Here is a 22,891-nt window from a genome sequence, read left to right as displayed (position 1 = left end):
CTTTATTTATTCTCTTTTTTAGAAACTGGAAAACCACGATCGCGCATCAACGCGTCAATATTAGCTTCTCTTCCCCTAAATTGCTGATAAGCTTTGGCAGGATCTACAGCGTTTCTTGGTGCAAAAAGGTATTTTACCAGCTTATCTACCAATTTCTTATCGTAAAAACCGCCTGGAGCTTCCGCGAAAGCTTCAGCAGCATCAGCAGTTAAAACATCGGCCCATAAGTAACCATAATACCCAGCAGAATACCCTTCTCCTGAAAAAATATGTCCAAAATGTGGCGTACGGTGACGCATTACAATTTGTTCTGGCATTCCTAAACTGTCTAGGGTTTTCTTTTCAAATTCGGCTACATCTATATTTTTGGGATTGCTAGTATGCAATTTCATATCTATTAACGCTGAAGCTAAAAACTCGGTAGTTCCAAACCCCTGATTAAAAGTCGCTGCTTTTTTAATTTTATTAACCAATTGCTGTGGAATCACCTCATCGGTTTTATAATGACGTAAAAACTGATTGATCACTTTATCTGTGGACAACCAACGTTCCAATAGCTGCGATTGGAACTCGGTATAATCTCTTACTCCGCCATTTAATGTAGGATAATCTACCTGCGCAGAAAGGAAATGTAAGGCGTGACCAAATTCGTGAAAAAAAGTTTCGGCATCATCCCAAGAAACCAATACCGGCTCACCGGGAGCTGGTTTTATAAAATTAGAATTGTTAGAAGCTAAAACTGGTTTATTCCCTCCGAGCTTCGTTTTGCTGCGATAAGTGGTTGCCCAAGCTCCGCTTCGTTTTCCTTGTCTCGCATACGGATCTAAATACCACAAACCAACCATCTCTCCTGTTTCCATTTGTGTCACTTCATATACTTCTACATCTTTATGAAATACAGGAACACTTCCGTCGGTGATTTTAGAAAACTCATAATTAAACAACTCCCCCGCTGTAAAAAACAAAGCTTGCTTTAGATTGTCTAAAACCAAATATTCTTTGATTTCTTCACTATCTAAATCGTATTTTTCTTTGCGCACTTTCTCTGCATAATAGCGATAATCCCAAGGTTTGATGCTAATATCGTCTCCATTTTTATAGGCTGTATTTTGTATATCGGCTACTTCTTCTTTCGCTCTACCTACCGCAGCTGGCCAAACGGCTTCCATTAAATTCATAGCGTTTTCTGGAGTTTTTGCCATTCGGTTTTGCAAACGCCAAGAGGCATAATTGTCATATCCTAATAATTCTACTCGTTCGTCACGCAGTTGTAGAATTTTAGCAATCAGGTCTTTATTATCATATTCATCATTGTTATCTCCACGAGAATAGTAATTGTTCCATACTTTCTTTCGCAATTCACGATTGGTAGAATAGGTCAAAAAAGGATCCATCGAAGAACGCGTGTTCGTAATGGCGTATTTTCCTTTTTCTCCGCGTTCTTCAGCTGCTGTAGCAGATGCTTTACTAAACGATTCTGGCAAACCATCTAACTGATTTGCGTTTAAATAGACCACATAATTCTCTTCATCAGCAAGAACATTATTAGAAAATTTGGTGTAGAGATTAGAAAGTTCTTTTTCTATCTCGGCGTAACGCATTTTATCTTCTTTAGAAAGGTTGGCACCATTCATCGTAAAGCGTTCATAAATTAACTCGAGCGTACGTTGCTTTTGATCACTCAGCGTCTTCTTTCGAGATTGATCATAAACGCTTTTAATACGCTGAAAAAGTTTCTCGTTCTGTAATATTTTAGACTGATATTCGGCTATTTTGGGAGCTAAATCTTTTTGAACATCTCTAAATTCTTCTGAAGACTTATTGCTACTGTAAATTCCGTAGTACGTAAAAGCGCGATCCAGAGGCTTTCCAGCTTCTTCCATCGCTACAATGGTATTCGCAAAATTAGGCTCGGCTTCTTGATTGGTGATCTCATTTAGTTCTGCTAAATGCTTTTCCATTCCTTCTGTAATGGCAGGCTGAATCATTCCTATTTCCATTTGATCAAAGGCAGGAACTCCTTCATAAGATCCGTCCCATTTTCCTAACATTTGCGGCATATCTTGAGTGTCTTGTGTGTTGGCGGATTGCTTTTCGGGTTGATCCTGGCAGGCACTAAAAAGAATAAGTGCTGCTATACCAAGGCTTCTTGTGGTTGTGTTCATAGCGTTTTTTTACTGGCTTAAAGGTAAGGATTTTAAATAGAGTATAGAAAATAGATGCTAGAATATAGATACTAGAAAATAGATAATAAAATATAGAAGCTAGAGTCTAGAATTAGATTTTGAGTTCAAATTCTCGTATTAGCACATTATCACATTACCAAGCAGGGCTTCGATACAATTTTCTATCGAAAATCACTCAGCCGCCGTGAATCATTTTAAAATTGGCACATTTCCAAATTATCAAATTAACACATTTTCAAATTAGCCCATCACCTATAATAGAGCATAGAAAATAGAGGCTAGAATCTAGACTTAAATTTTGAGTTCAAATTCTCGTATTAGCAAATCATCACATTACCAAGCAGGGCTTCGATACAATTTTCTATCGAAAATCACTCAGCCGCCGTGAATCATTTTCAATTTGGCACATTTCCAAATTATCAAATTAACACATTTTCAAATTGGCACATCACCTAAATAGAGCTTAGAAAATAGATACTAGAAGCTAGACTTAAATTTCGATTTCAAATTCTCGTATTAGTAAATCATCACATTACCAAGCAGGGCTTCGATACAATTTTCTATCGAAAATCACTCAGCCGCCGTGAATCATTTTCGAATTGGCGCATTTCCAAATTATCAAATTAACACATTTTCAAATTAGATCATTAATACATTGTCAAAACCTAAAAATCCCGCCAAACTCAGTAAGCAGGCAGGATTTTTTAAATCTATTTCTAATTCTACTTAGCGATATTAACGGCTCTGGTTTCTCTAATGACAGTTACTTTTACCTGCCCTGGATAGGTCATATCGGTTTGGATTTTTTGAGAAATCTCGAAAGACAAGTTAGAAGCTTTATCATCGTTTACGCGTTCACTTTCTACAATCACACGTAATTCTCTACCGGCTTGGATGGCGTAGGCCTTTTTTACACCATTGAAACCAAATGCAATCTCTTCTAAATCCTTTAAACGCTGAATGTAAGAGTCCAATACTTGACGTCTCGCTCCGGGTCTAGCTCCGCTTATCGCATCACAAACCTGAACGATGGGTGATAACAACGAGGTCATTTCTACTTCGTCGTGGTGAGCTCCAATAGCATTGCAAACTTCTGGTTTTTCACCAAATTTCTCTGCCCATTGCATTCCTAAGATGGCGTGAGGTACTTCGGTTTCTGAATCTGGCACCTTTCCAATATCGTGTAAAAGTCCGGCGCGCTTGGCCAGCTTCGCATTTAATCCCAATTCTGCCGCCATAACGCCACATAACTTGGCAACTTCTCTAGAGTGTTGTAATAAATTTTGACCATACGAAGAACGGTATTTCATACGCCCTACCATTTTAATCAATTCTGGATTTAATCCATGAATTCCTAAATCTACTACGGTGCGTTTTCCTATTTCGATTATTTCTTCGTCGATCATTTTACGGGTTTTCTTCACCACCTCTTCAATTCGAGCGGGATGAATACGTCCGTCTGTAACTAACTTATGCAAAGAAAGCCTAGCAACCTCTCTACGTACCGAATCGAAACAAGAAAGGATAATTGCTTCTGGCGTATCATCTACAATAATTTCTACGCCAGTTGCAGCTTCAATCGCTCTAATGTTACGACCCTCTCGCCCAATAATTCTACCTTTTACATCATCACTTTCTAAATTGAAAACCGAAACGCAGTTTTCTACGGCTTCTTCGGTTCCAATACGCTGAATGGTATTGATAATAATTTTCTTAGCTTCTTGTTGCGCCGTCATTTTAGCCTCTTCAATGGTATCTTGAATAAGTGCCATCGCATCTGTCTTGGCAGATTCTTTTAAGGTTTCAACCAATTGCGACTTCGCCTCTTCTGCACTTACCCCGCTAATTACCTCCAATTGCTTTACAGCACTCTGGTATACTTTATCTATCTCTTCTTGTTTCTTTTCGAGATACTCATTTCTTAAATCGTAATCTTTAACTTTTGCTTCTACGTCTTTGTTGAGTTTTTTATTTTTAGAAAGCTCAGACGAAACTTGAGACTCTTTATCTCGAGTTCTCTTTTCGGCATCTGCCAATTTTTTATCTCTAGATAAAATCACTTTTTCATGTTCAGACTTTAGCTCAATAAATTTCTCTTTTGCTTGTAGAATTTTATCTTTTTTCTTGCTTTCTCCTTCCGCTTTTGCGTCTTTAATAATTGATGCTGCATCTTTTTTTGCTTCAGCAACAATAGAGTTAGCGCTTTTACTTTGCATCGATTTCACGATAAAATAGGCGATAATTGCTCCTATTATAATCCCTATAACTGCACCTATAATTAATTGTATATCCATAAATTTATATATAAAAAAAGCCTGTATTAGCATAGATTTTGTATAAACTCCTTTAAACAAGTATAGGGCTAACAAGCTGATCAAGGATCCGTTCTAAGACGGCTTGCTTTTACAACTTAGACTCACCCTTTTTAAAAGAATAAGTGTTGAGTTTATCAAATATAAATAACTAATACAGGCAGTAAACCTTTGTTTTTAATTTAAAGAACGTTTATTATTATGTTAAATGATCATCCAAAACTGCTACCAAATCGCTTAGTTTTTGTCTTGCATCTATCACTTCTTTATCATTATTAATGGAGTGCTGCTCGGTTTTTGAAGCAAATTGCAAGGCACACATAGCCAATACATCTTGCTTATCTCTCACGGCATAACTCTGCTCATATTGCTTAATCACTTCCTCTATTTTCTTTGCAGCCTTACGCAAGCCTTCTTCTTGACTTGGAGCAATAGTTAAAGGATATATCCTATCTGCTATAGAAAGTTTGATTTTTAATTTGTCATTACTCATCCAAATTTATTCTGAGAGTTGTACAATACATTGATCTATCTCTCGTATTAAGCTATTTATTTTGAGTTTTGTTTCTCTCTTATGTTCGTTACTGCCTAAGATTGCGTTGGCAGACTTAAGGCTTTGATTTTCTTGCGAAAACGACTCTAACTGAGTTTGAAGATGTGCTTCTCTACTTTTATTTTCTTGTATGATTTCTTCTAATTCCTTATTCCTTTTTCTTAAAAGTTCATGTGTATGTAGTAGCTTACCAATCTTATTTTCCAGTGAATCAACTATTTCAATCAAATTACCCATCTGCTAATCACGTAATACTTATCCCCACAAAGTTAACATACCTTTACCAAAATGCCAACCATTTTCTTTATCTATTTTAAAAGTTTATGTTACTTCGCTGGAATTCATCATTATATTTTATTTTTATAATATTTACACTATCTTTAAAGTTAGTATATTTCTAATCCCTATTTATGAGAGTTACTTTTTTAGTATTGTTGTCGCTATTGCTTAATTTACCGCTCCGAGCGCAACAAGATTTACCCCAAGATTATTTCGCTAGTCCATTAGATATTCCATTGATCCTTTCAGGTACTTTTGCTGAGTTAAGGTCTAATCATTTTCATAGCGGATTAGATATTAAAACACATCAAAAAACAGGTCTTAATGTTGTCGCTTCCGCGGAAGGATACATAAGTAGGATTAAAGTTTCTCACTTTGGCTACGGTAAGGCGCTTTACATACAACATCCAAACGGTTATACAACGGTTTACGCGCATTTAAAAAAGTTCTCTCCCGCTATTCAAGCGTATATTAGAAAAGAGCAATACGCTAAGGAAAGTTATGAAGTAGAAGTTTTTCCTAAAGCTAACGAGCTAAAAGTACAGCAAAGTGAATTGATTGCCTTTAGCGGAAATAGTGGCGGCAGTGGCGGTCCGCATTTGCATTTCGAAATTAGGGATGCTGGAGCGCGGCCTATGAATCCCTTAAACTTCGGATTTGATATTCAGGATAGCTCCCCTCCCCTCATACAAGGTGTTTTTGTATATCCGCAGGGAGAAAACGCACACGTTAATCGCAATAATAACCAACAAGAGTTAAGAGTAATTCCGCAAGGAAATGGGACTTATATCACAGAGAGTCTTGAAGCCTTCGGAACCTTAGGATTTGGAGTTTCTACAGTAGACCGACTGGATTTTGCACCCAATAAAAACGGAATCTATCAAATAAAAACTTCTCTTAACGGAAATGATCTCATGCAAGTCGATTTTAAAAAGTTCTCATTTGCTGAAAGCAGATACATCAATCGGTTTATTGATTACGCTCATTATAAAAGTAAAAAAGAACGTGTACAAAAGCTTTTTCAGGAAGAAAATAATCCGTTAAGTATGATTACAACTTTCGGCAACAACGGCTTGGTAGACGTAAAAGACAGTTTGGATTATACGTATGTGATCAAAGTAAGAGACTTTAAAGGAAATACAAGCACGATAAAAATTCCTATTAACAGCAAAGAGCTTCCGTTAGCAGAAATTCTTCCGAAGAAAATTGACACCACCGCTTACTATGCAAAAGCAAGTCAGGCAATCGCTTTTGATGAAGATGGTTTTGATATTTACATTCCCAAAGATGCGCTGTATGAAGATATGTATTTAGACATCAAGAAAGAGGGAGAAGGGATTCAAGTTCATTATGAAGAGGTGCCATTGCATAAAAATATGACCATTGGTTTTGATGTAAGTAAATATACTCCAAAAGACAGAGAGCAGCTTTATGTAGCCAGAATGACCTCTTGGGGCGCAGCTTATTATGTGAATACGTATAAGAAAAACAACCGTTTTAGCATTAGTACTAAAACCTTTGGCACCTATGAACTAAAGCAAGATAGCGTAGGGCCAGTGATCACTCCCGTTAATTTTAGAGAAAAGCGTTGGATGTCTAATGAACAAGAATTGGTTTTTAAAGTACAAGATCAACTCACCAATATTGGCGATTATCGAGCCACAATTAATGGAAAGTTTATCTTAATGGAGTACGATTATAAAACCGACAGGCTAGTCTATTACTTTGAAGATGACATCATCCAAGAATCCGAAAACAAATTAAAACTTATCGTACTCGATAATGTGGGAAATAGTACTACATTTGAGGGCACATTTTTCAGAAAAAATTAAAATCTACCATCCTTTGAAAAATCTTTTTTACCTCTCTTTACTGTTATTTTCTACCAGTCTTTTGGCTCAAACCGCCCAAGTAAAAGGAATTATTCTTGACGAAAGCAATACTCCTATTCCATTCGTGAATGTAAGTTATTTGGATGGCGGAACTCTAACCAATGAAAATGGTTTCTATAATTTAAGTATTCCTTCCAATAAAAATATCACCATAACCATAAGTTATGTAGGTTTTAAAAAAGTAGTTTTTACGGTGAATCTGAAAGAAAACGAAGAAAAAGAAATCAATCCTGTTTTGAGAACAGATATTGAGCAAATAAGCACCATTATAATTACTGGCGACCGAAGAAGTAAAATTGAAGGTCTCACCACCATTTCTCCTAAAACCATTAGAAAAATACCTGGTGCCAACGCTGGAGTAGAAAATTTACTAAAGACGTTACCCGGAGTTTCTTCTAACAATGAACTGAGTACACAATATTCGGTACGTGGAGGAAATTATGATGAAAACTTGGTTTATGTGAATGAAATTGAAGTCTACCGTCCGTTTTTAATTCGTTCGGGACAGCAAGAAGGTTTGAGTTTTGTAAATACTGATATGGTAAGAAATGTAGACTTTTCTGCAGGAGGTTTTCAAGCAAAGTACGGCGATAAACTATCATCCGTTTTAAGTATTGATTACCGCAGGCCGGTTGATTTTGGCGCTTCTGTAGAAGCTAGTCTACTTGGTGCAAGTGCCTCTGTAGAAGGTATCTCAAAAAATGAAAAGTTTTCTGCTATTTTAGGTTTAAGGTACAGAGATAATAGTCTTTTTGTAGATGCTAAAGAGACCGAAAGTACGTTTAAACCTCGTTTTGCCGATGCACAAACTTACCTTAGTTACCAAGTGAACGATAAGTTTGAATTGGGTTTTCTAGGAAATGTTTCCATCAACAAATATGATTACGAACCTATTGCGAGGCAAACCAACTTTGGAACGATTCAAGATCCTAAAGCCTTGATTATTTTTTACGAAGGGCAAGAGAAAGACCAATACGGAACTTATTTTGCGGCCTTAAAGGGTTCTTATGAGATTTCAGATAATTATACCGCCAAACTTATAGGATCTGTTTACAACACTCAAGAACAGGAATATTATGACATTTTAGCCGAATACCGCTTGGGCGATGTAAATACAGATATTGGAAGTTCAGATTTGGGGGAAGTAGAATTTTCTGAAGGAGTTGGAGGGCAACTCACCCACGCACGAAATGACTTGGATGCATTGATTTTTAATGTAGAACACAAGGGAATCATTAAAATGAATGACCATCATATTGATTACGGCATCAAATATACTCACGAAGATATTAGAGACCGAATTCAAGAATATGAAATGATAGATTCGGCTGGTTTTTCGATACGACCTCCTTTTAATGAGTTTCAAAACAACCAACCTTACGAAGCTTTTGATGCTCCGTTAGCACCTTTTAATAGCGTTAGAGCATTCAATTCTACACAAATTAATAGAATACAAGCCTATGCCCAATGGAGTTATAAAACGAAACTAGGAGAAAGCGACGCTTGGTTTAATGCAGGATTACGCTCGCATACGTGGGCAGTAACTAGTGAGGGTGAGACTTCTTCCGCGCAAAGCGTTATTAGTCCGCGTGCTCAATTTGCCCTTCAACCCAATTGGGAAGCCGACATGTTGTTTAGACTTTCTGGAGGATATTATTATCAACCTCCGTTTTACAGAGAATTACGCGGAGAAACCGGAGCTGTGAATCCAGATGTAAAAGCGCAAAAATCAATTCATATCGTATTGGGGAATGATTATAGTTTTAAGCTGGGAGATCGTCCTTTTAAATTGGTTTCTGAAGCTTATTATAAAGATATTACGAATGTGAATCCATATACCCTAGAGAATGTTAGAATTCGTTATGAAGCAGATAATAATGCGAAAGCCTATGCCTACGGATTTGATTTTAGATTAAACGGAGAGTTTGTTCCAGGAACCGAAAGTTGGTTGAGTTTTGGATATTTAAAAACCGAAGAAAATATAAATGATAGAGGCTACATCTCCCGCCCTACTGACCAGCGTTTAAAGTTTGCGGTATTGTTTCAGGATTATGTTCCAAAGATACCGAGTTTAAAAATGTATTTGAATTTGGTGTACAATACAGGACTGCCTGGAGGTTCTCCTAATTACGCAGATCCTTACGATTACCAAACGCGTTTGCCAGATTATAGAAGAGCTGATGTTGGTTTTTCTTATGTCGTTGTAGATCCCTCTATAAATAATACCAATACCAATTTTTTAAAGGCTTTTGAAGAGTTAAATGTGGGAATTGAAATCTTCAATTTATTCGATAATCAAAACTCGATTACCAATACATTTGTACGAGATGTTTACACCAAAAGAATGTATGCGATTAAGAATTATCTATCGCCGCGTGTTTTTAATGTAAAGCTTTCGATGCGATTTTAGTTAAAGACGAATCGGAAACACCCATTTATAACTTTTGTTATTTATAAACTAAAGAAGCGGACTCAAAAACGTCAAAAAATATCATTCTGAATTTATTTCAGAATCTCATGAAAATGATTTACAGACCATTAAGAGATCCTCAAATAAATATGCCTGAATGCTACGGGCAGGCTTAGAGTGACAAATCTATCTTTTGGGATCGCTTCTTTTTTAAGTGTTTATTTTCTTCGGGTATTAAACCAAGCAATAACAACTTAAGGAACTAAAATAATCTTACCACGAACGTGTCCTTCTTTACTTAATTTTTGTGCTTCTTTTGCTTCTGAAAGCGGAAACACTTTTTCTACGTGGGTCTTCACTTTCCCCTCTTCTATCAATTGAGTGATTTCTTCAAGTTGTTTTGGATTAGCTACGGAAGCGATCACTTTACCTTCCACCTTATATTTTTTCAATAATTCTTTGGAAGGATTTTCCACAAGAGAGACTAGAAGTCCGCCTTCTTTTAATACTTGAAAAGAACGCTTTTGAGTGTCACCTCCTATGGTATCATAAACCACATCTACATCGTTTACAACATCTTCAAAATTGTTATTGGTGTAATCAATAAACTCATCGGCTCCCAAATCTTTGACAAAATCTTTATTACTAGCCGACGCAGTTCCAATCACATAAGCTCCTTTAGCTTTTGCCAATTGAACTGCCATAGAACCTACTCCGCCAGATGCTGCGTGCACAAGAATTTTTTGTCCGCTTTCTAGTTTTGCTGTTTCAAAAATGGCTTGCCAAGAGGTTAAAGCTCCCATAGGGACAGAGGAGGCTTCTTTATAATCTAAATTCTTTGGTTTTATACCAAGTTCATCTTCTCTCACAATCACATATTCTGCATAGCAACCAACTAAGATTTTCCCATAAACTTGATCTTCTTTTTTAAATTTCTTTATTTTGTCTCCAGTTTTTTCTACGATTCCTGCAAAATCTGCCCCCAAAATCAAAGGAAGCTTCATCCCGAATTTCTCTCCTTTTCCGTCACGTATCTTCCAGTCGACAGGATTGACGCTCGCCGCATGAATTTTCACTAAAATTTCATCTGCTTTAGGCTCGGGGCACTCCACATCAATATAATTTAATACACTTTCATCTCCATATTCTTTCATCTGTATCGCTTTCATCTCTTTATTTTTTTAGTTATAAATGCTATACTTCAATCTAAGTATTTCTTCTCGACTCCCTAATTTATCAACATAAAAGCCTGTTAATCTTTGTATACAAGAAATGGAATTAGGAATGAAAAAGGAAAATATAAAAAAAAACAAGAGCCGAGTGATTTTCGATAGATAGTTGGATCGAAGCTATGTATAATTTATATTATCCGATGTGACAAACTGAAAATGTAGACAGCGGGGAAGTGATTTTCAGAAGCACAAACGCATCAGCAGAATCATTTAATGCAAAAATAAAAGCGTTTAAAGCAATGTTTAGAGGAGTAGGAGGTGTGAAATTCTTTCTCTATAGATTAACTAAATTATATGCATAACTTTTACTGCTCCCCAAGAATATGCCTTGATCCCACAACATTTAGGAATGATCCCTTTTGAATTTGATTTGGAATACTGACTAAATACTGATCTCACTAAAAATAAAAAGCCCGTAAACATTGAATTTACGAGCTTTTATGGCGGAGAAAGAGGCTCTAACACCTATGTATTTATAAAAAATCATAAAGTCTCTTTACGCTACTGTTTATGGAATTTTATTTTTTGTAGTGTCATAAAGTTTCTTAAAATATCATTTGATTTCATTAAAATTGGGTGTAATTTTGGGTGTAACTTTTTTGCAGCCTATGATTCAAATAAAACGAAATCTAATTTTCTCATTGGAAAAGAGAAAAAAGAAAGATCAGATAATTATTGAAAATGTCCCAATTCGTCTGCGAATAAATTATGATGGCACTCGCTTAGACATACAAACAGGATACCGTATTGATGTAGCAAAATGGAACGATGAAAAAGAGCAAGTGAGGAATGGGTCATTTAACAAACTTGGCCAAAGCTCTGCATCGATTAACTCTCGTTTGTTAGAATTAAAGGTCGCAATTCAAGATTTATTCCAAGAGTTTGAAAGCCAAGATAAAATTCCAACTAAAGATGAAATTAGGCATATTGCTAAAAGCTTAAAAGAAAAAGGAAAGGTCGGCGCTGAAAAAATTTCTGATTCTTCCTTTTTTGAAGTATTTGACAAATTTGTAAAAGAAAATAGTCGCTTGAACAATTGGAGTTCTGCTACCATAACAAAGTTTTCTGCCGTAAAAAATCATATTACCAGTTTTAATTCAAATTCAAAATTTGAGGATTTCGATGAAAGTGGACTCACTGATTATCTTATCCATCTTCGGACTAAAAGATCAATGAGAAATAGCACCATCAAAAAGCAGCTAGGATTTATCAAGTGGTTTCTTCGATGGGGTTTTGAAAAAAAATATCATAGCAACGATGCTTACCAAGCTTTTAGACCAAAAATTAAAGATTCAAATAAAACTGTAATCTTTCTTACCGAAGAGGAAAAAACAAAAATTATAAATTATGAAATCCCAATTTCTAAAGCTTATCTGGATAGGGTTCGTGATGTTCTCATGTTCTGTTGCTATACAGGATTAAGATATTCAGATGTTTACAATTTAAAGAGAAGTGATATAAAGCCTAGCCATTTTCAGATTACTACAGTCAAGACTTCAGATAGTTTGATTATTGAATTTAATAAGCACAGCAGAGCTATTCTAAAAAAATATGAGCATCTACCTTATGAACACGATAAAGCTCTACCTGTAATTTCAAATCAAAAAATGAATGATTATTTGAAGGAATTAGGAAGGTTGGCAGAAATAGATACGTCTGTTACACAAACATATTATATCGGTAATAAAAGAATTGATGAGACGCTTCCGAAGCATGAGTTATTTGGCACACATATCGGTCGGAGAACTTTTATCTGTTCTGCTTTGTCAATAGGGATTCCAGTACAAGTTGTGATGAAGTGGACTGGACATTCTGACTATAAGGCAATGAAACCATATATAGACGTGGCGGATAAAACTAAGAAAAACGCAATGGAAAAATTTGATATGTTATGATTGAAAAAGAGACTATTAATGTTAACCATATCGATGGTAATTTACTGAACTTAAGAAAGATATTTCAAAACACTAACCTTCAATGGATTGAAGAGATAAATATAGATGGGGATAATTTTAATTATGATTCGCAGGATATATATCGACAAGCATTAAATGAAATTCTCATAAAGAGTGAGATTATAGAAAAAATTAATCCACAAACGGAAAAGGAAGAAAGACAAATACTGGTCGAGGATCTGCTGAAAGCAGTTAATGAAAATCTTAAATTATTTAAAAATCACAGAGATTTGTTTTCTGATCTACCGAGAAAAAAAATTATCATAAAAGAGTATAAACAACGTGAATTTCCCGAATCCACGAAGAGCGATATTGAAATATATGACAATTTTATAATGTTTAAAGAATTAACTTTAAGACCAATTTATTTTAAATCAGAACTTTACAATACCGTGGGATTCTTGGAAGTCAATTACCACGAAAAGATTTATTATTATTCGTTAAGTATTAAAAAACAACTTGAAACTAAATTTAAGAGTTCGGATAGTTACGATTCAAATTATTTGAACGTCTATAATACTATATTCTTAAATATGGGAGTTGTTCATCAAATACATTATAAATTTAATGGAATTGCATTTGAAGAAATAAGTGAGTCACAATTATACAAAGCTCTAAATCTTCAAAATACTGTAACCTATCTCAAAAAGAAGGATTCTCGAAAATTGTTTTACATAGTTCATCATTTAGGAGAACTTTTGAATGACCAGCTAAAAGAAATATGGCTTAAGGCTATATTAGAGGAAATGCAGGTAACTAAAAAGTATTATTCAAGTCAATACAAATTTTTCGATTGGACGGATGCTAATGAAAAACAAAAAGGCTTTGCGAAAGAATTCAATACCTTTATGACAGACAAAATAAAACCTTTGTTGCATTAAGCCTCTCTAAGATTCACTATCCATAGTAAATCCACAGAAGGACAATAGAAAATATATAGTTTAAAGGCGTTAGGGTGTAGAAATATTGATTTATTTCCACACCCTTTCTATATACAATCACTTCTAAATTTGCTCTTGTTCGAACATCAAAACCGGCGTACACGGTTCATTATAAAACAAGAAAAATAAACATTATGAATTTAGAAACATTAAAAGATAAATTACTTATTCACTTAACAGGTGAAGAGTTTATTTACTTGCAGAAAAACTTTAGTACAGATCTTCCAAAAGAAAAACCCGATACAATATCAGGGAAGAATTATGTCTATGGTATTAGGGGTATAGCAAAACTTCTAGGTTGCAGCCAATCTTCGGCTAATAGAATCAAGAAAACTGGAATTATCGATAAAGCAATCATCCAAAACGGTCGCAAAATTATTGTGGATTCTGAGCTTGCTCTAGAACTTTTAAAAAAATCAAAATAAAAAAGCATCGTGCGCAAACACGATGCTTTCTTAAATTTTTACAGTTATTCTCTAACAATAACCGTATGCAAATATACGGTTTTCTTAAATACTTTTCAAATAATGGAAGAAAACGCAAACTCAAACCCAAAAAATAATACACAAAGTGAAGAATCAGAAGCTTTAGATTATTTTCGAATAGCTACATCTTATTTTAAGAATATTAAAAAACCTCTAATCTCTGGCGATACACTGGATATGTTAGCACCTTGGAGTAAAGATTGTATTAGGGATGATCGCGGCAAACCTTTTTTAGATAAGATTAAAAAATATGATGGCTTTTGCTGTGTACCATCTCATATAAAGTTTCAACAAGAGATTTCAAACTTTTATAATACTTACAAAGAATTACCATTTAAACCAGGGACTGGTGAAATTACCAACACAATAAATTTTTTAGAACATATTTTTGGAAGTCAACTTAGTATTGGATTGGACTATTTGAAAATTTTATATGAAATTCCTACTCAGATACTTCCAGTTTTCTGTTTAGTTTCAAAAGAAAGGAACACTGGTAAAACAACTTTTCTAAATTGGCTCAAAAACATTTTTGGTCCTAATATGACTTACAATACTAATGATGATTTCAGATCTCAGTTTAATTCAGATTGGTCTAGTAAATTATTAATTGCGGTAGATGAAGTTCTTCTCGATAAAATTGAAGATACGGAACGAATAAAGAATTTGTCAACTGCTAGGACTTATAAAGTTGAAGCTAAGGGTAAAGATAAGAATGAAATTGAATTTTTTGGAAAATTTGTACTTTGTTCAAACAATGAACGGACTTTTATCAGGATTGAAGCTGGAGAAATAAGATTTTGGGTTCGTAAAATAGTTCCATTCAAAACGGAGGATAAAAATCTACTCGATAAATTGATTTTGGAGATCCCTGCTTTTCTTTCATTTTTATTAAAAAGGGAGTTTAGTACGCCCTCTGCAACAAGAATGTGGTTCACGCCACAACAATTGCAAACGGATGCATTAAAACGGCTCAAATCGTATAATAAAAATGCATTAGAGATAGAACTTGTTAATTCGATAATTGAAATCATCGAGAATTTTGAGTTAGATGAGTTTCAATTTTGTTTTAAGGATTTACAGAATTTAATGAGTAAGTCGCCCTTTAATCCCTCAAAAACTAGACTTAAAAATATTATAAAGGATGAATGGAATCTTACACCTGCAAAAAACTCATTATCCTACAAAAAATTCACAGTACTGAGTGACGGAACTATCATCGAATCTAGCGATAGAGGTCGGTATTATTCCTTGAAAAAATCCTATTTGCTTGAAAATTATGATGAATTGATGCAGGACACTAATAATTAACTGATTATTAGAGTATTAGTTCTCATCAAATAGCTCATCAAATTGTCATCAAAATTAAAAATGATGAGAATCAACTTTAAGGGATGATGAATGATGAAGAAATGATGAGTCGTTTGATGAGATATAACTTATTAAATATGAATGGAGTAAGTGCATTTCTCATCAATTCATCAAAAAAACACAAATTTAAACTGCTACTGAAAAGAAAAAGATATGAACTGTTCTGAAGCTAATAATTTTAGTTTGGTCGATTTGCTGACCAAGCTCAACCACAAACCTACTAAAGAGACGGAAAATGTCGCCTGGTATCTAAGTCCATTTAGAAATGAAAAAACAGCCTCATTTCGGGTTGTTAAAAGTAAAAATAGATGGCGGGACTATGGTGACGGTTCTGGTAAAACTGCGATTGATCTAATTATCAAATTAAATAATTGTACAGTTCTAGAAGCTCTAGCCTATTTCAACAATAATTCTTTTTCTTTTCACGAGCAAAAAAACTTCATTCCAAAAGACAAGAGTAATTGCGAAATAATAAGTGTCGGTCGAATAGAGAGTTTTAAATTGATTAAGTATTTGCATTCGAGAAAAATTGATATTTCCTTGGCGAGAAAGTATTGTAAGGAAATACATTTTTATAATAAAATGACAAAATCACATTATGGTAATGATACATTAAAACAAAATGATATTGTTAGAAAACCACTATACACTATTGGAATTAAAAATGATTTGGATGGTTACGATACGCGAAATAAATCTTATAAAAGATGCTTGAACAAAAAGGCAATATCCACAATTAAAAATGGCTCGAATACGCTTAATCTTTTTGAGGGTTTTATAGACTTTTTATCCTATTTGACATTAATGCCAACTAAAGAAAACGAAGATTTTATAATCACCAATTCTACTTCCCTTGTAAAAAATACAATTGAACTACTGCCGGAATATTACATAGTAAAAACGTTTTTTGATAATGACCTTTCAGGTAAAAAGGCGGCTAAACTAATTCAAGAAAATTGTAGTAGTAATTACCTTGACGAGAGCGAGAAATACAAAAAACACACTGATGTGAATGATTACTTAATAGCATATAAGGGATAATCCAATATTGAATTTGAAAACAATGAATAGAGATAGCAGAAAACTTGGAGCGTACGATAAGTGTATGCCGAAGAAATAGCAAGTAGAACAGGGGCTCTGCCCCTATTGCTCTACTTGCCCTGCGGGGCTGAACCCTTGCTATGACAGCGTCAGCAAGGATTTTAAAATTATAATAAAATATAGCAGAAATATATCTAAACAATTAAACAGCTGTTTATCAGCATAATAATATATAAAATGACAAAAAAAAGCATATTAATATCGCCTTATCATCATAAAGAACTAAAGAAGTTATCTGAAGCTTTTGGTCTCAATTTTTACAAATTAATTGAGGAAATGATTATTTATTTCAAAAAGACAGGCATCAATCCATCTGACCCAAAAAATGAAAATCCTTCTAAAGGATTGAGAGAACTGGATAAGAGAATGGTCTCATTTTTAAAAGTTCAAGAGCGAGATATTTTGAAGCCACTTCGACAAGAAGTATATAATTATTCACAAGAAAGAAGTGAGGAAACTCAAATTGTATTTAAGAATCTTATGACTACTCTAAATACAATGAATCAATACGAAAAGAAAAGAACTGATTTATTATTATCGGAAATTAAAAATCAGCGAGAAGTGATGATTGCTATTCTGGAATTAATTGACAGTAAAAACAAGTCTGGAATTATGAATATTATCACTAAAAAATTTAAATAATGCCAATAAGTAAGCCACATAGCACATTAGGGGCAAAAAATACAGGAAGCTGTTCTTTATTGGCAAATTACCTCGATAAAGAAAACATAGAATTAGAAGCTATTATCAATAAACAAAATAGTTTGTCAGAGATCAACCAGTTCCAAGATAGAAAACAAGATTTTTTCAACTCTAAAAGAATGGATATCAGTTTGATCGAAGTGATTAATGGCATCGATAAAAACAAAAAAAAGTTAGGTAAGATTGATGCTAAATATTATTCCCCAACGATAAGCTTTAGTCAGTCAGAGCTGAATCATCTTATTCTTCTCGCTACAGAAAAAAAAGAAATAAATGATGTTTGGAAACTGAATGTCGATGAACTGAAAAAATATAACGGACTACTAAAAGAGTACGTTAAAAAGGTAATGGACAATTATGCCGACAACTTCAACCGTCAAAATAAAGGATTAAAAAATGGCAACGATTTAGTTTATTACGCTAAAATAGAACACTTCAGAAAATTTAAAGGTATCGACCCCGAAGTAAAAAAAGGATTGTTCAAAAATGGTGATTATAAGCCTGGACTAAATTCACATGCCCATATTATTGTAAGCAGAAAAGATAAAACGCAACTTTTAAAATTAGATCCTACTACGAAAGAACGTTCTACTCAAAGAACTATTGGGGGAAATGCTTATCAAGTCGGTTTTGATAGAACTAAATGGACCGAGAAGAATGAAAAAGCTTTTGACTTACTCTTTAATTACCAAAGAAGGGAACGTGAGAAGTTTAGAAATCAAAATATTTTAAAGAACGGTTCGCCAATGGAAAGAGATGTAGTGAATCGGAAAATTAAAAATCAAGCCATAAAAATTGAGAATGAGACTAAAAAGGAAAAAACCCAACTATCAAAGGGGTTAAGGATGTAAGTGTATAGTTTTTGTACAATAAAAATGCATAGTCATATTATTATAATATTGCATTACAGTATTATGACATTAATGTTATAATGTATTGCCATAATAATCTTTTAATATAAAAATACTTTATCATAAAATGGTTTTAAATTAGAAAAGTAAAAACGTTTTTCTGATCGTTCTTCAACAAAAGCATTAAGATTAAAAAAGACGTTGATTAAAATTATAAATTCTTAAATTTGTAGGGAACTAAAAATATAATATAAGAGAAATAAATTTTTAAAATAATATAAAAGCGTTAAGCTTGATTTGGTTTCGAAAAATCACCAGTTTTTTATAACCGCCATCTCAATGCAAGACGCCCAGACTTTGGTCTGGGCTTTTCTTGTTGATGGTTGGTCTCTGGTGATACCTTCGAAATCTTCAAGTTGAGTCCCAGGCTTTTTTTATACCCAATTATGAAACAAAAAGATATAGTAATCACTGGCAAATTAAGCCTTGACGCAGAAGATTTGATTAGAGAATATTTTGCAATAAAAAGAGTAAAAAAGATTGAAGGATTTTTAACTTCTGAAACAGCATTTATACATAAATATCAAGGAACTTATGGTTATCGCGAAATGAGAAATATAGACTTCCATGCAGTTTATCAGATCGAAAAATGCGATAAATGCCTTAAACCTTATAAAGTGAGTATAAATGACAGAGCGCACTTATACCGTTACCTTCAATCAACTTATAAGCTATGCCTAGGTTGTAAAGGCTTTCATTATGGTATAGGACAAAATTTCTCCATGAAATTTGATGGCGATATCGCATCCTAAAATATTAATCAATTAATAAAATTCTTATGAAAATCAATATATCAATATTTACAATTATCTCTTGCTTCATCATAATCAGTTGTGGTTCTGACCAATTAACCAATAATAAAGCTGAATCTATCATTAGAGATTGCCAAACTAAAGAAACCCTAATCAAAACAAAAACAATCACTTACGGAACTGTGGAAATGGATGATATGCTAAAATCTAAATTCCCTGATTATTTGAAACCGTATCAAAAAAATGAAAATTTAGGAATTGTAAATATTGGCCCATTAGAGAGAGTTAAAGGAATTATGGGTAAAAAAGATAGATATGAGGTAACTCTAACTTCTAAAGGGAAAGAATATTTAGAAAGTTCAAAAGAAGATTCAGGTGGGAAGATAGCAGGTAAATTTAAAATTTGCGAATATAAATTTGATTCTGTAAAGGAAATACAAGAAATTCCAGAACGCAACGAGGCAAAGGTTAAAATTACATTCATTCGATTTAACGAAACTCCTTTGTTTGATAGTAGTAACGAAAAGAAAAATCCGAAGGAGATTTTGAAATCTGTAACATTTAGAAAAACCAATGATGGTTGGAAGCTTTGTAATTAATGAACATTATTTGTTAAAAACTACTAATATTTATAGGAGTTCGTAGTGTGGATGCTAATTATGTTTTGTTATTTTAGACGCTTCATAATACTCTAAAATAGTAAATGGCATTATTTCAAACCTCAGTTCTTAAATCTCACCTTGCTTTGCTAGATGAAGCAACAGTTGATAAAGCGTATAAGGATTATCAAAAATATTTCTGGAACACTACCATACAAGAGAATATAAGGACTGCCAAGGAAGAACAATTTCAGGCAAAATTTCTTCACGAGTTATTTGTAAATATTCTTGGCTACACATTATATCCAGATTCTAAGTCAAATATAACCACCGAATTTAAAAACGAGAAAAATCAACGTAAGGCGGATGGCGCTATTTTAAAGGAAGGAATTGCTATTGGTGTAATTGAATTGAAAGGAACGAATACGAAAGACTTGGAGAGCATTAGACGGCAGGCCTTTGATTATAAAGCAAATCATAAAGGATGCACTTATGTTGTTACCTCCAATTTTGAGAAATTGCGTTTTTATATTAACGACGCTACTGAATTTGAAGAGTTTGAATTATTTACACTTTCTAAAAAGAGGTTTAAGCTTTTGTACTTGTGTCTGCATAAAGACAAAATTTTTAAAAATATTCCACTTAAAATTAATGAAGCCTCTGTTACCGAAGAACAGGAGATTACAAAAATCTTCTATAAAGATTATTCTCTTTTTAAAAGAGAATTGTATAGAGACCTGATTAAAAATAATTCCAAAACGGTAAGAGCTAAGTTGAATAAACTTGGTGACATTGATTATCAAAATGATCTCAGCCGACTTGAGAAAAATGTAAAGCTAACACTCTTTCAAAAGTCCCAAAAACTTATTGATCGTTTTCTCTTTATTTTTTTTGCCGAAGATCGTGGCCTGCTTCAACCTAATCATACTCTTCAGCTTCTGGGAGAATGGGACACGGTACGCAGGCTAGACGTTGATGAACCGTTATACGATCGTTTTAAAAGACACTTTAATTACCTCGACAAAGGACGTAAAGGAGGGAATGGACAAGCAGAGATATTTGCTTATAATGGAGGGTTATTTAAACCTGATTTTATTTTAGATAATATTGAAATTGGTAATGATTTACTATACAAACACACAAAAACTCTAGCTTCCTATAATTTTGAAAGTCAAGTAGATGTTAATATTCTTGGTCATATTTTTGAGAATTCACTTAACGAAATTGAAAGCATAAATGCTGAAATTGAGGGCAATAATTTTGATAAACAGACTAGTAAACGTAAAAAAGATGGTGTTTTCTATACGCCAAAGTATATTACAAAATATATAGTAGAAAATACTGTAGGGAAGCTTTGTGAAGAGAAGAAAATTGAATTAGACTTCCGCGAAGAGGAATACTTTAAAGGCCGAAAAAACCGAAAAAAATCTACGATTGGAAAACTTGTTAAGATTCTTGATGAATACCGAGATTGGCTTTTGCAAATAACCATTTGTGATCCTGCATGTGGTTCTGGGGCATTTCTTAATCAAGCTTTAGATTTTCTAATAAAAGAACACACCTATATTGATGAGCTGAAAACCAAGATTTTAGGAGGTGGTTTACAGTTTCCTGATATTGAAAACACGATTTTAGAAAATAATATCTATGGCGTCGACCTTAATGAAGAAAGCGTAGAAATCGCTAAACTTTCCCTTTGGTTGCGTACTGCACAGCCAAGACGTAAACTGAACGATTTAAGCAGTAATATAAAATGTGGAAACAGTTTGATTGATAGTAAGTCAATTGCGGGCGATAAGGCTTTTAAGTGGGAAATTGAATTTCCAGTAATTTTTGCTAAAGGTGGTTTTGATGTGGTCATTGGGAATCCGCCTTATGTGAGAAGTCGTGAACTATTCAATGACCAAGAAAAGAATTATTATTTAAAATATTATACTACAACTTCTTATCAGTTAGATTTATATAAGCTTTTCATAGAGAAATCTTGTAATTTAATAAACGACCAAGGTGTTCTCTCTTTTATTACGCCGTCTGTATTTCTTACTAATGATTATGATAAACCTTTACGTAAATTTATTTTAGAGAAACATTTATTAGAAAAAGTTGTATCGAGTGAAAAAGACATTTTTGAGGGAGCAAGTGTCAAAACGGTTATATTTATTATTTCCAAAAATTCTAACAGTAAAAGCACTGAATTTATATCAATTCATAACAATGAATTTTTCTTTAAGAAAAAGATTCCAGTGAGTGTTTTTATCGAGCAAGATTATCTCATCAATGAAAACTTTAAAATTGAGTCTCTTTCAATAATTTTAAAAATGAACAAGTTCTCTCGAATTGGGAAACATTATGAAGTTAAGAATGGGGTTAAGGTTAGAAAAGATTTACTTTATAATGTTAAGCGAGATGAATATCATAAACCATTTGTTTTAGGTAAGAACATTGACTCTTATTATTATTCATACGATAATATTTACATAGATTATAAAGTTGAAAACGAAAAACTTTTTACTAATCAAGCATTTAGAACACCTCAAATATTTGAAGAGGATAAATTAATAGTTCGTCAAATTTTAGGAGATAAAATCAAGACTTGTTTCGATAAATCTAAAATCTATACTGATCAGACTACATATGTTATAAATAAAAAAGAGGAAGATTGTGAACTACTATATCTCTTATGTATTTTGAATTCAAGACTTATCTATTATTACTTTAAGAACACTTTTTCTGACAATAAAAAAACTTTTCCAAAAGTTAAGCGTTCACAATTATTAGAGCTTCCATTTGTAATTAAAAGTGATACTATATTTTTTGAGTCAGAGGCAAATAAAATTATTGAATTAGTATTGAAAAGTAATAAAGAATCCTCTAAATTTTTAAGTTATTTAAATCATAAACTGGATTTAACGAAATTATCTCGCAAACTTCAAAACTGGCACCACTTAACTTTCGGAGACTTCATAAAAGAACTCAACAAAGCCATAAAATCAACCAATAAAGAAAGAGCCAAAGAAAATCTAAACCCAATTCCAGAGCTTACGAAAAAAGATGAGTTTGAGTGGATGGAGCTTTTTGAAGACAACAAGAAAAAAGCAAAAGAATTGCAAATGCAAATCAGCCAAACCGAAGCAGAAATTGACCAAATGGTTTATGAACTTTATGGATTAACGGAGGAAGAAATTAAGGTTGTGGAATATAGTTAAAGCATTA

General features: G+C 33.4%; 17 protein-coding genes and 1 other RNA gene. 12 read left to right on the top strand and 6 right to left on the bottom strand.

Annotated features, from left to right (window positions below):
* Window positions 1-2: 2 nt before the first annotated feature.
* From RLT85_RS11160 to RLT85_RS11140, 5 genes are all read right to left on the bottom strand, one after another.
* Entirely contained in the window at window positions 3-2,165 is a 2,163-nt protein-coding gene (locus RLT85_RS11160; RefSeq protein ID WP_311402121.1) for a M3 family metallopeptidase, read from the bottom strand.
* 743 nt (window positions 2,166-2,908) lie between these two features.
* Entirely contained in the window at window positions 2,909-4,480 is a 1,572-nt protein-coding gene (gene rny / locus RLT85_RS11155; RefSeq protein WP_311402120.1) for a ribonuclease Y, read from the bottom strand.
* A 44-nt stretch (window positions 4,481-4,524) separates the two neighbouring features.
* Window positions 4,525-4,632: non-coding RNA, 6S RNA (gene ssrS / locus RLT85_RS11150), on the bottom strand.
* A 65-nt stretch (window positions 4,633-4,697) separates the two neighbouring features.
* On the bottom strand, window positions 4,698-4,991 hold the full coding sequence (locus RLT85_RS11145) for a cell division protein ZapA (protein ID WP_311402119.1): 294 nt from the start codon (window positions 4,989-4,991) through the stop codon (window positions 4,698-4,700).
* Between the two features lie 6 nt (window positions 4,992-4,997).
* The gene (locus RLT85_RS11140; RefSeq protein WP_311402118.1) at window positions 4,998-5,288 is read right to left on the bottom strand and encodes a coiled-coil domain-containing protein; all 291 of its coding nucleotides are present in this window, start codon (window positions 5,286-5,288) and stop codon (window positions 4,998-5,000) included.
* A gap of 173 nt (window positions 5,289-5,461) precedes the next feature.
* Here RLT85_RS11140 and RLT85_RS11135 point away from each other — a divergent pair, with 173 nt between their 5' ends.
* Complete coding sequence (locus tag RLT85_RS11135) at window positions 5,462-7,162, top strand: M23 family metallopeptidase (protein ID WP_311402117.1); 1,701 nt, start codon at window positions 5,462-5,464, stop codon at window positions 7,160-7,162.
* Window positions 7,113-9,632, top strand: coding sequence for a TonB-dependent receptor (locus tag RLT85_RS11130; protein ID WP_311402116.1), 2,520 nt, complete (start codon window positions 7,113-7,115; stop codon window positions 9,630-9,632). The genes RLT85_RS11135 and RLT85_RS11130 overlap by 50 nt, the downstream gene beginning before the upstream one ends.
* A 254-nt stretch (window positions 9,633-9,886) precedes the next feature.
* On the opposite strand, the gene RLT85_RS11125 is transcribed toward RLT85_RS11130, so the two are convergent.
* A complete protein-coding gene (locus tag RLT85_RS11125; protein WP_311402115.1) occupies window positions 9,887-10,801 on the bottom strand; it encodes an NADP-dependent oxidoreductase in 915 nt (304 codons plus the stop codon).
* Between the two features lie 620 nt (window positions 10,802-11,421).
* Between RLT85_RS11125 and RLT85_RS11115 the strand changes: the two genes are divergently transcribed.
* From RLT85_RS11115 to RLT85_RS11070, 10 genes are all read left to right on the top strand, one after another.
* Window positions 11,422-12,759: a site-specific integrase gene (locus tag RLT85_RS11115; RefSeq protein ID WP_446221217.1), complete on the top strand. Its 1,338-nt coding sequence runs from the start codon at window positions 11,422-11,424 to the stop codon at window positions 12,757-12,759.
* Window positions 12,756-13,700: a hypothetical protein gene (locus RLT85_RS11110; protein WP_311402114.1), complete on the top strand. Its 945-nt coding sequence runs from the start codon at window positions 12,756-12,758 to the stop codon at window positions 13,698-13,700. Before RLT85_RS11115 ends, RLT85_RS11110 begins: the two co-directional genes overlap by 4 nt.
* Before the next feature lie 194 nt (window positions 13,701-13,894).
* A complete protein-coding gene (locus RLT85_RS11105; protein ID WP_311402113.1) occupies window positions 13,895-14,185 on the top strand; it encodes a DUF3853 family protein in 291 nt (96 codons plus the stop codon).
* A 102-nt stretch (window positions 14,186-14,287) separates the two neighbouring features.
* A complete protein-coding gene (locus tag RLT85_RS11100) occupies window positions 14,288-15,553 on the top strand; it encodes a primase-helicase family protein (RefSeq protein WP_311402112.1) in 1,266 nt (421 codons plus the stop codon).
* 213 nt (window positions 15,554-15,766) lie between these two features.
* Window positions 15,767-16,654 (top strand): DUF8464 domain-containing protein, encoded by an 888-nt coding sequence (locus RLT85_RS11095; protein WP_311402111.1) that lies wholly within the window; start codon window positions 15,767-15,769, stop codon window positions 16,652-16,654.
* 237 nt (window positions 16,655-16,891) lie between these two features.
* Complete coding sequence (locus RLT85_RS11090; protein WP_311402110.1) at window positions 16,892-17,356, top strand: BfmA/BtgA family mobilization protein; 465 nt, start codon at window positions 16,892-16,894, stop codon at window positions 17,354-17,356.
* On the top strand, window positions 17,356-18,267 hold the full coding sequence (locus RLT85_RS11085) for a DUF5712 family protein (protein ID WP_311402109.1): 912 nt from the start codon (window positions 17,356-17,358) through the stop codon (window positions 18,265-18,267). The genes RLT85_RS11090 and RLT85_RS11085 overlap by 1 nt, the downstream gene beginning before the upstream one ends.
* 446 nt (window positions 18,268-18,713) lie before the next feature.
* On the top strand, window positions 18,714-19,079 hold the full coding sequence (locus RLT85_RS11080) for a hypothetical protein (protein ID WP_311402108.1): 366 nt from the start codon (window positions 18,714-18,716) through the stop codon (window positions 19,077-19,079).
* Window positions 19,080-19,105: 26 nt separating this feature from the next.
* Complete coding sequence (locus tag RLT85_RS11075; RefSeq protein ID WP_311402106.1) at window positions 19,106-19,678, top strand: hypothetical protein; 573 nt, start codon at window positions 19,106-19,108, stop codon at window positions 19,676-19,678.
* A gap of 104 nt (window positions 19,679-19,782) precedes the next feature.
* Window positions 19,783-22,884, top strand: coding sequence for an Eco57I restriction-modification methylase domain-containing protein (locus tag RLT85_RS11070; protein WP_311402105.1), 3,102 nt, complete (start codon window positions 19,783-19,785; stop codon window positions 22,882-22,884).
* Window positions 22,885-22,891 lie beyond the last annotated feature (7 nt).

It is taken from the genome of Mesonia ostreae, from assembly GCF_031845265.1.
Taxonomy (GTDB): domain Bacteria; phylum Bacteroidota; class Bacteroidia; order Flavobacteriales; family Flavobacteriaceae; genus Mesonia; species Mesonia ostreae.
Note: the sequence above shows the minus strand (reverse complement) of the source record. Positions and strands in the feature narration are given on the sequence as shown.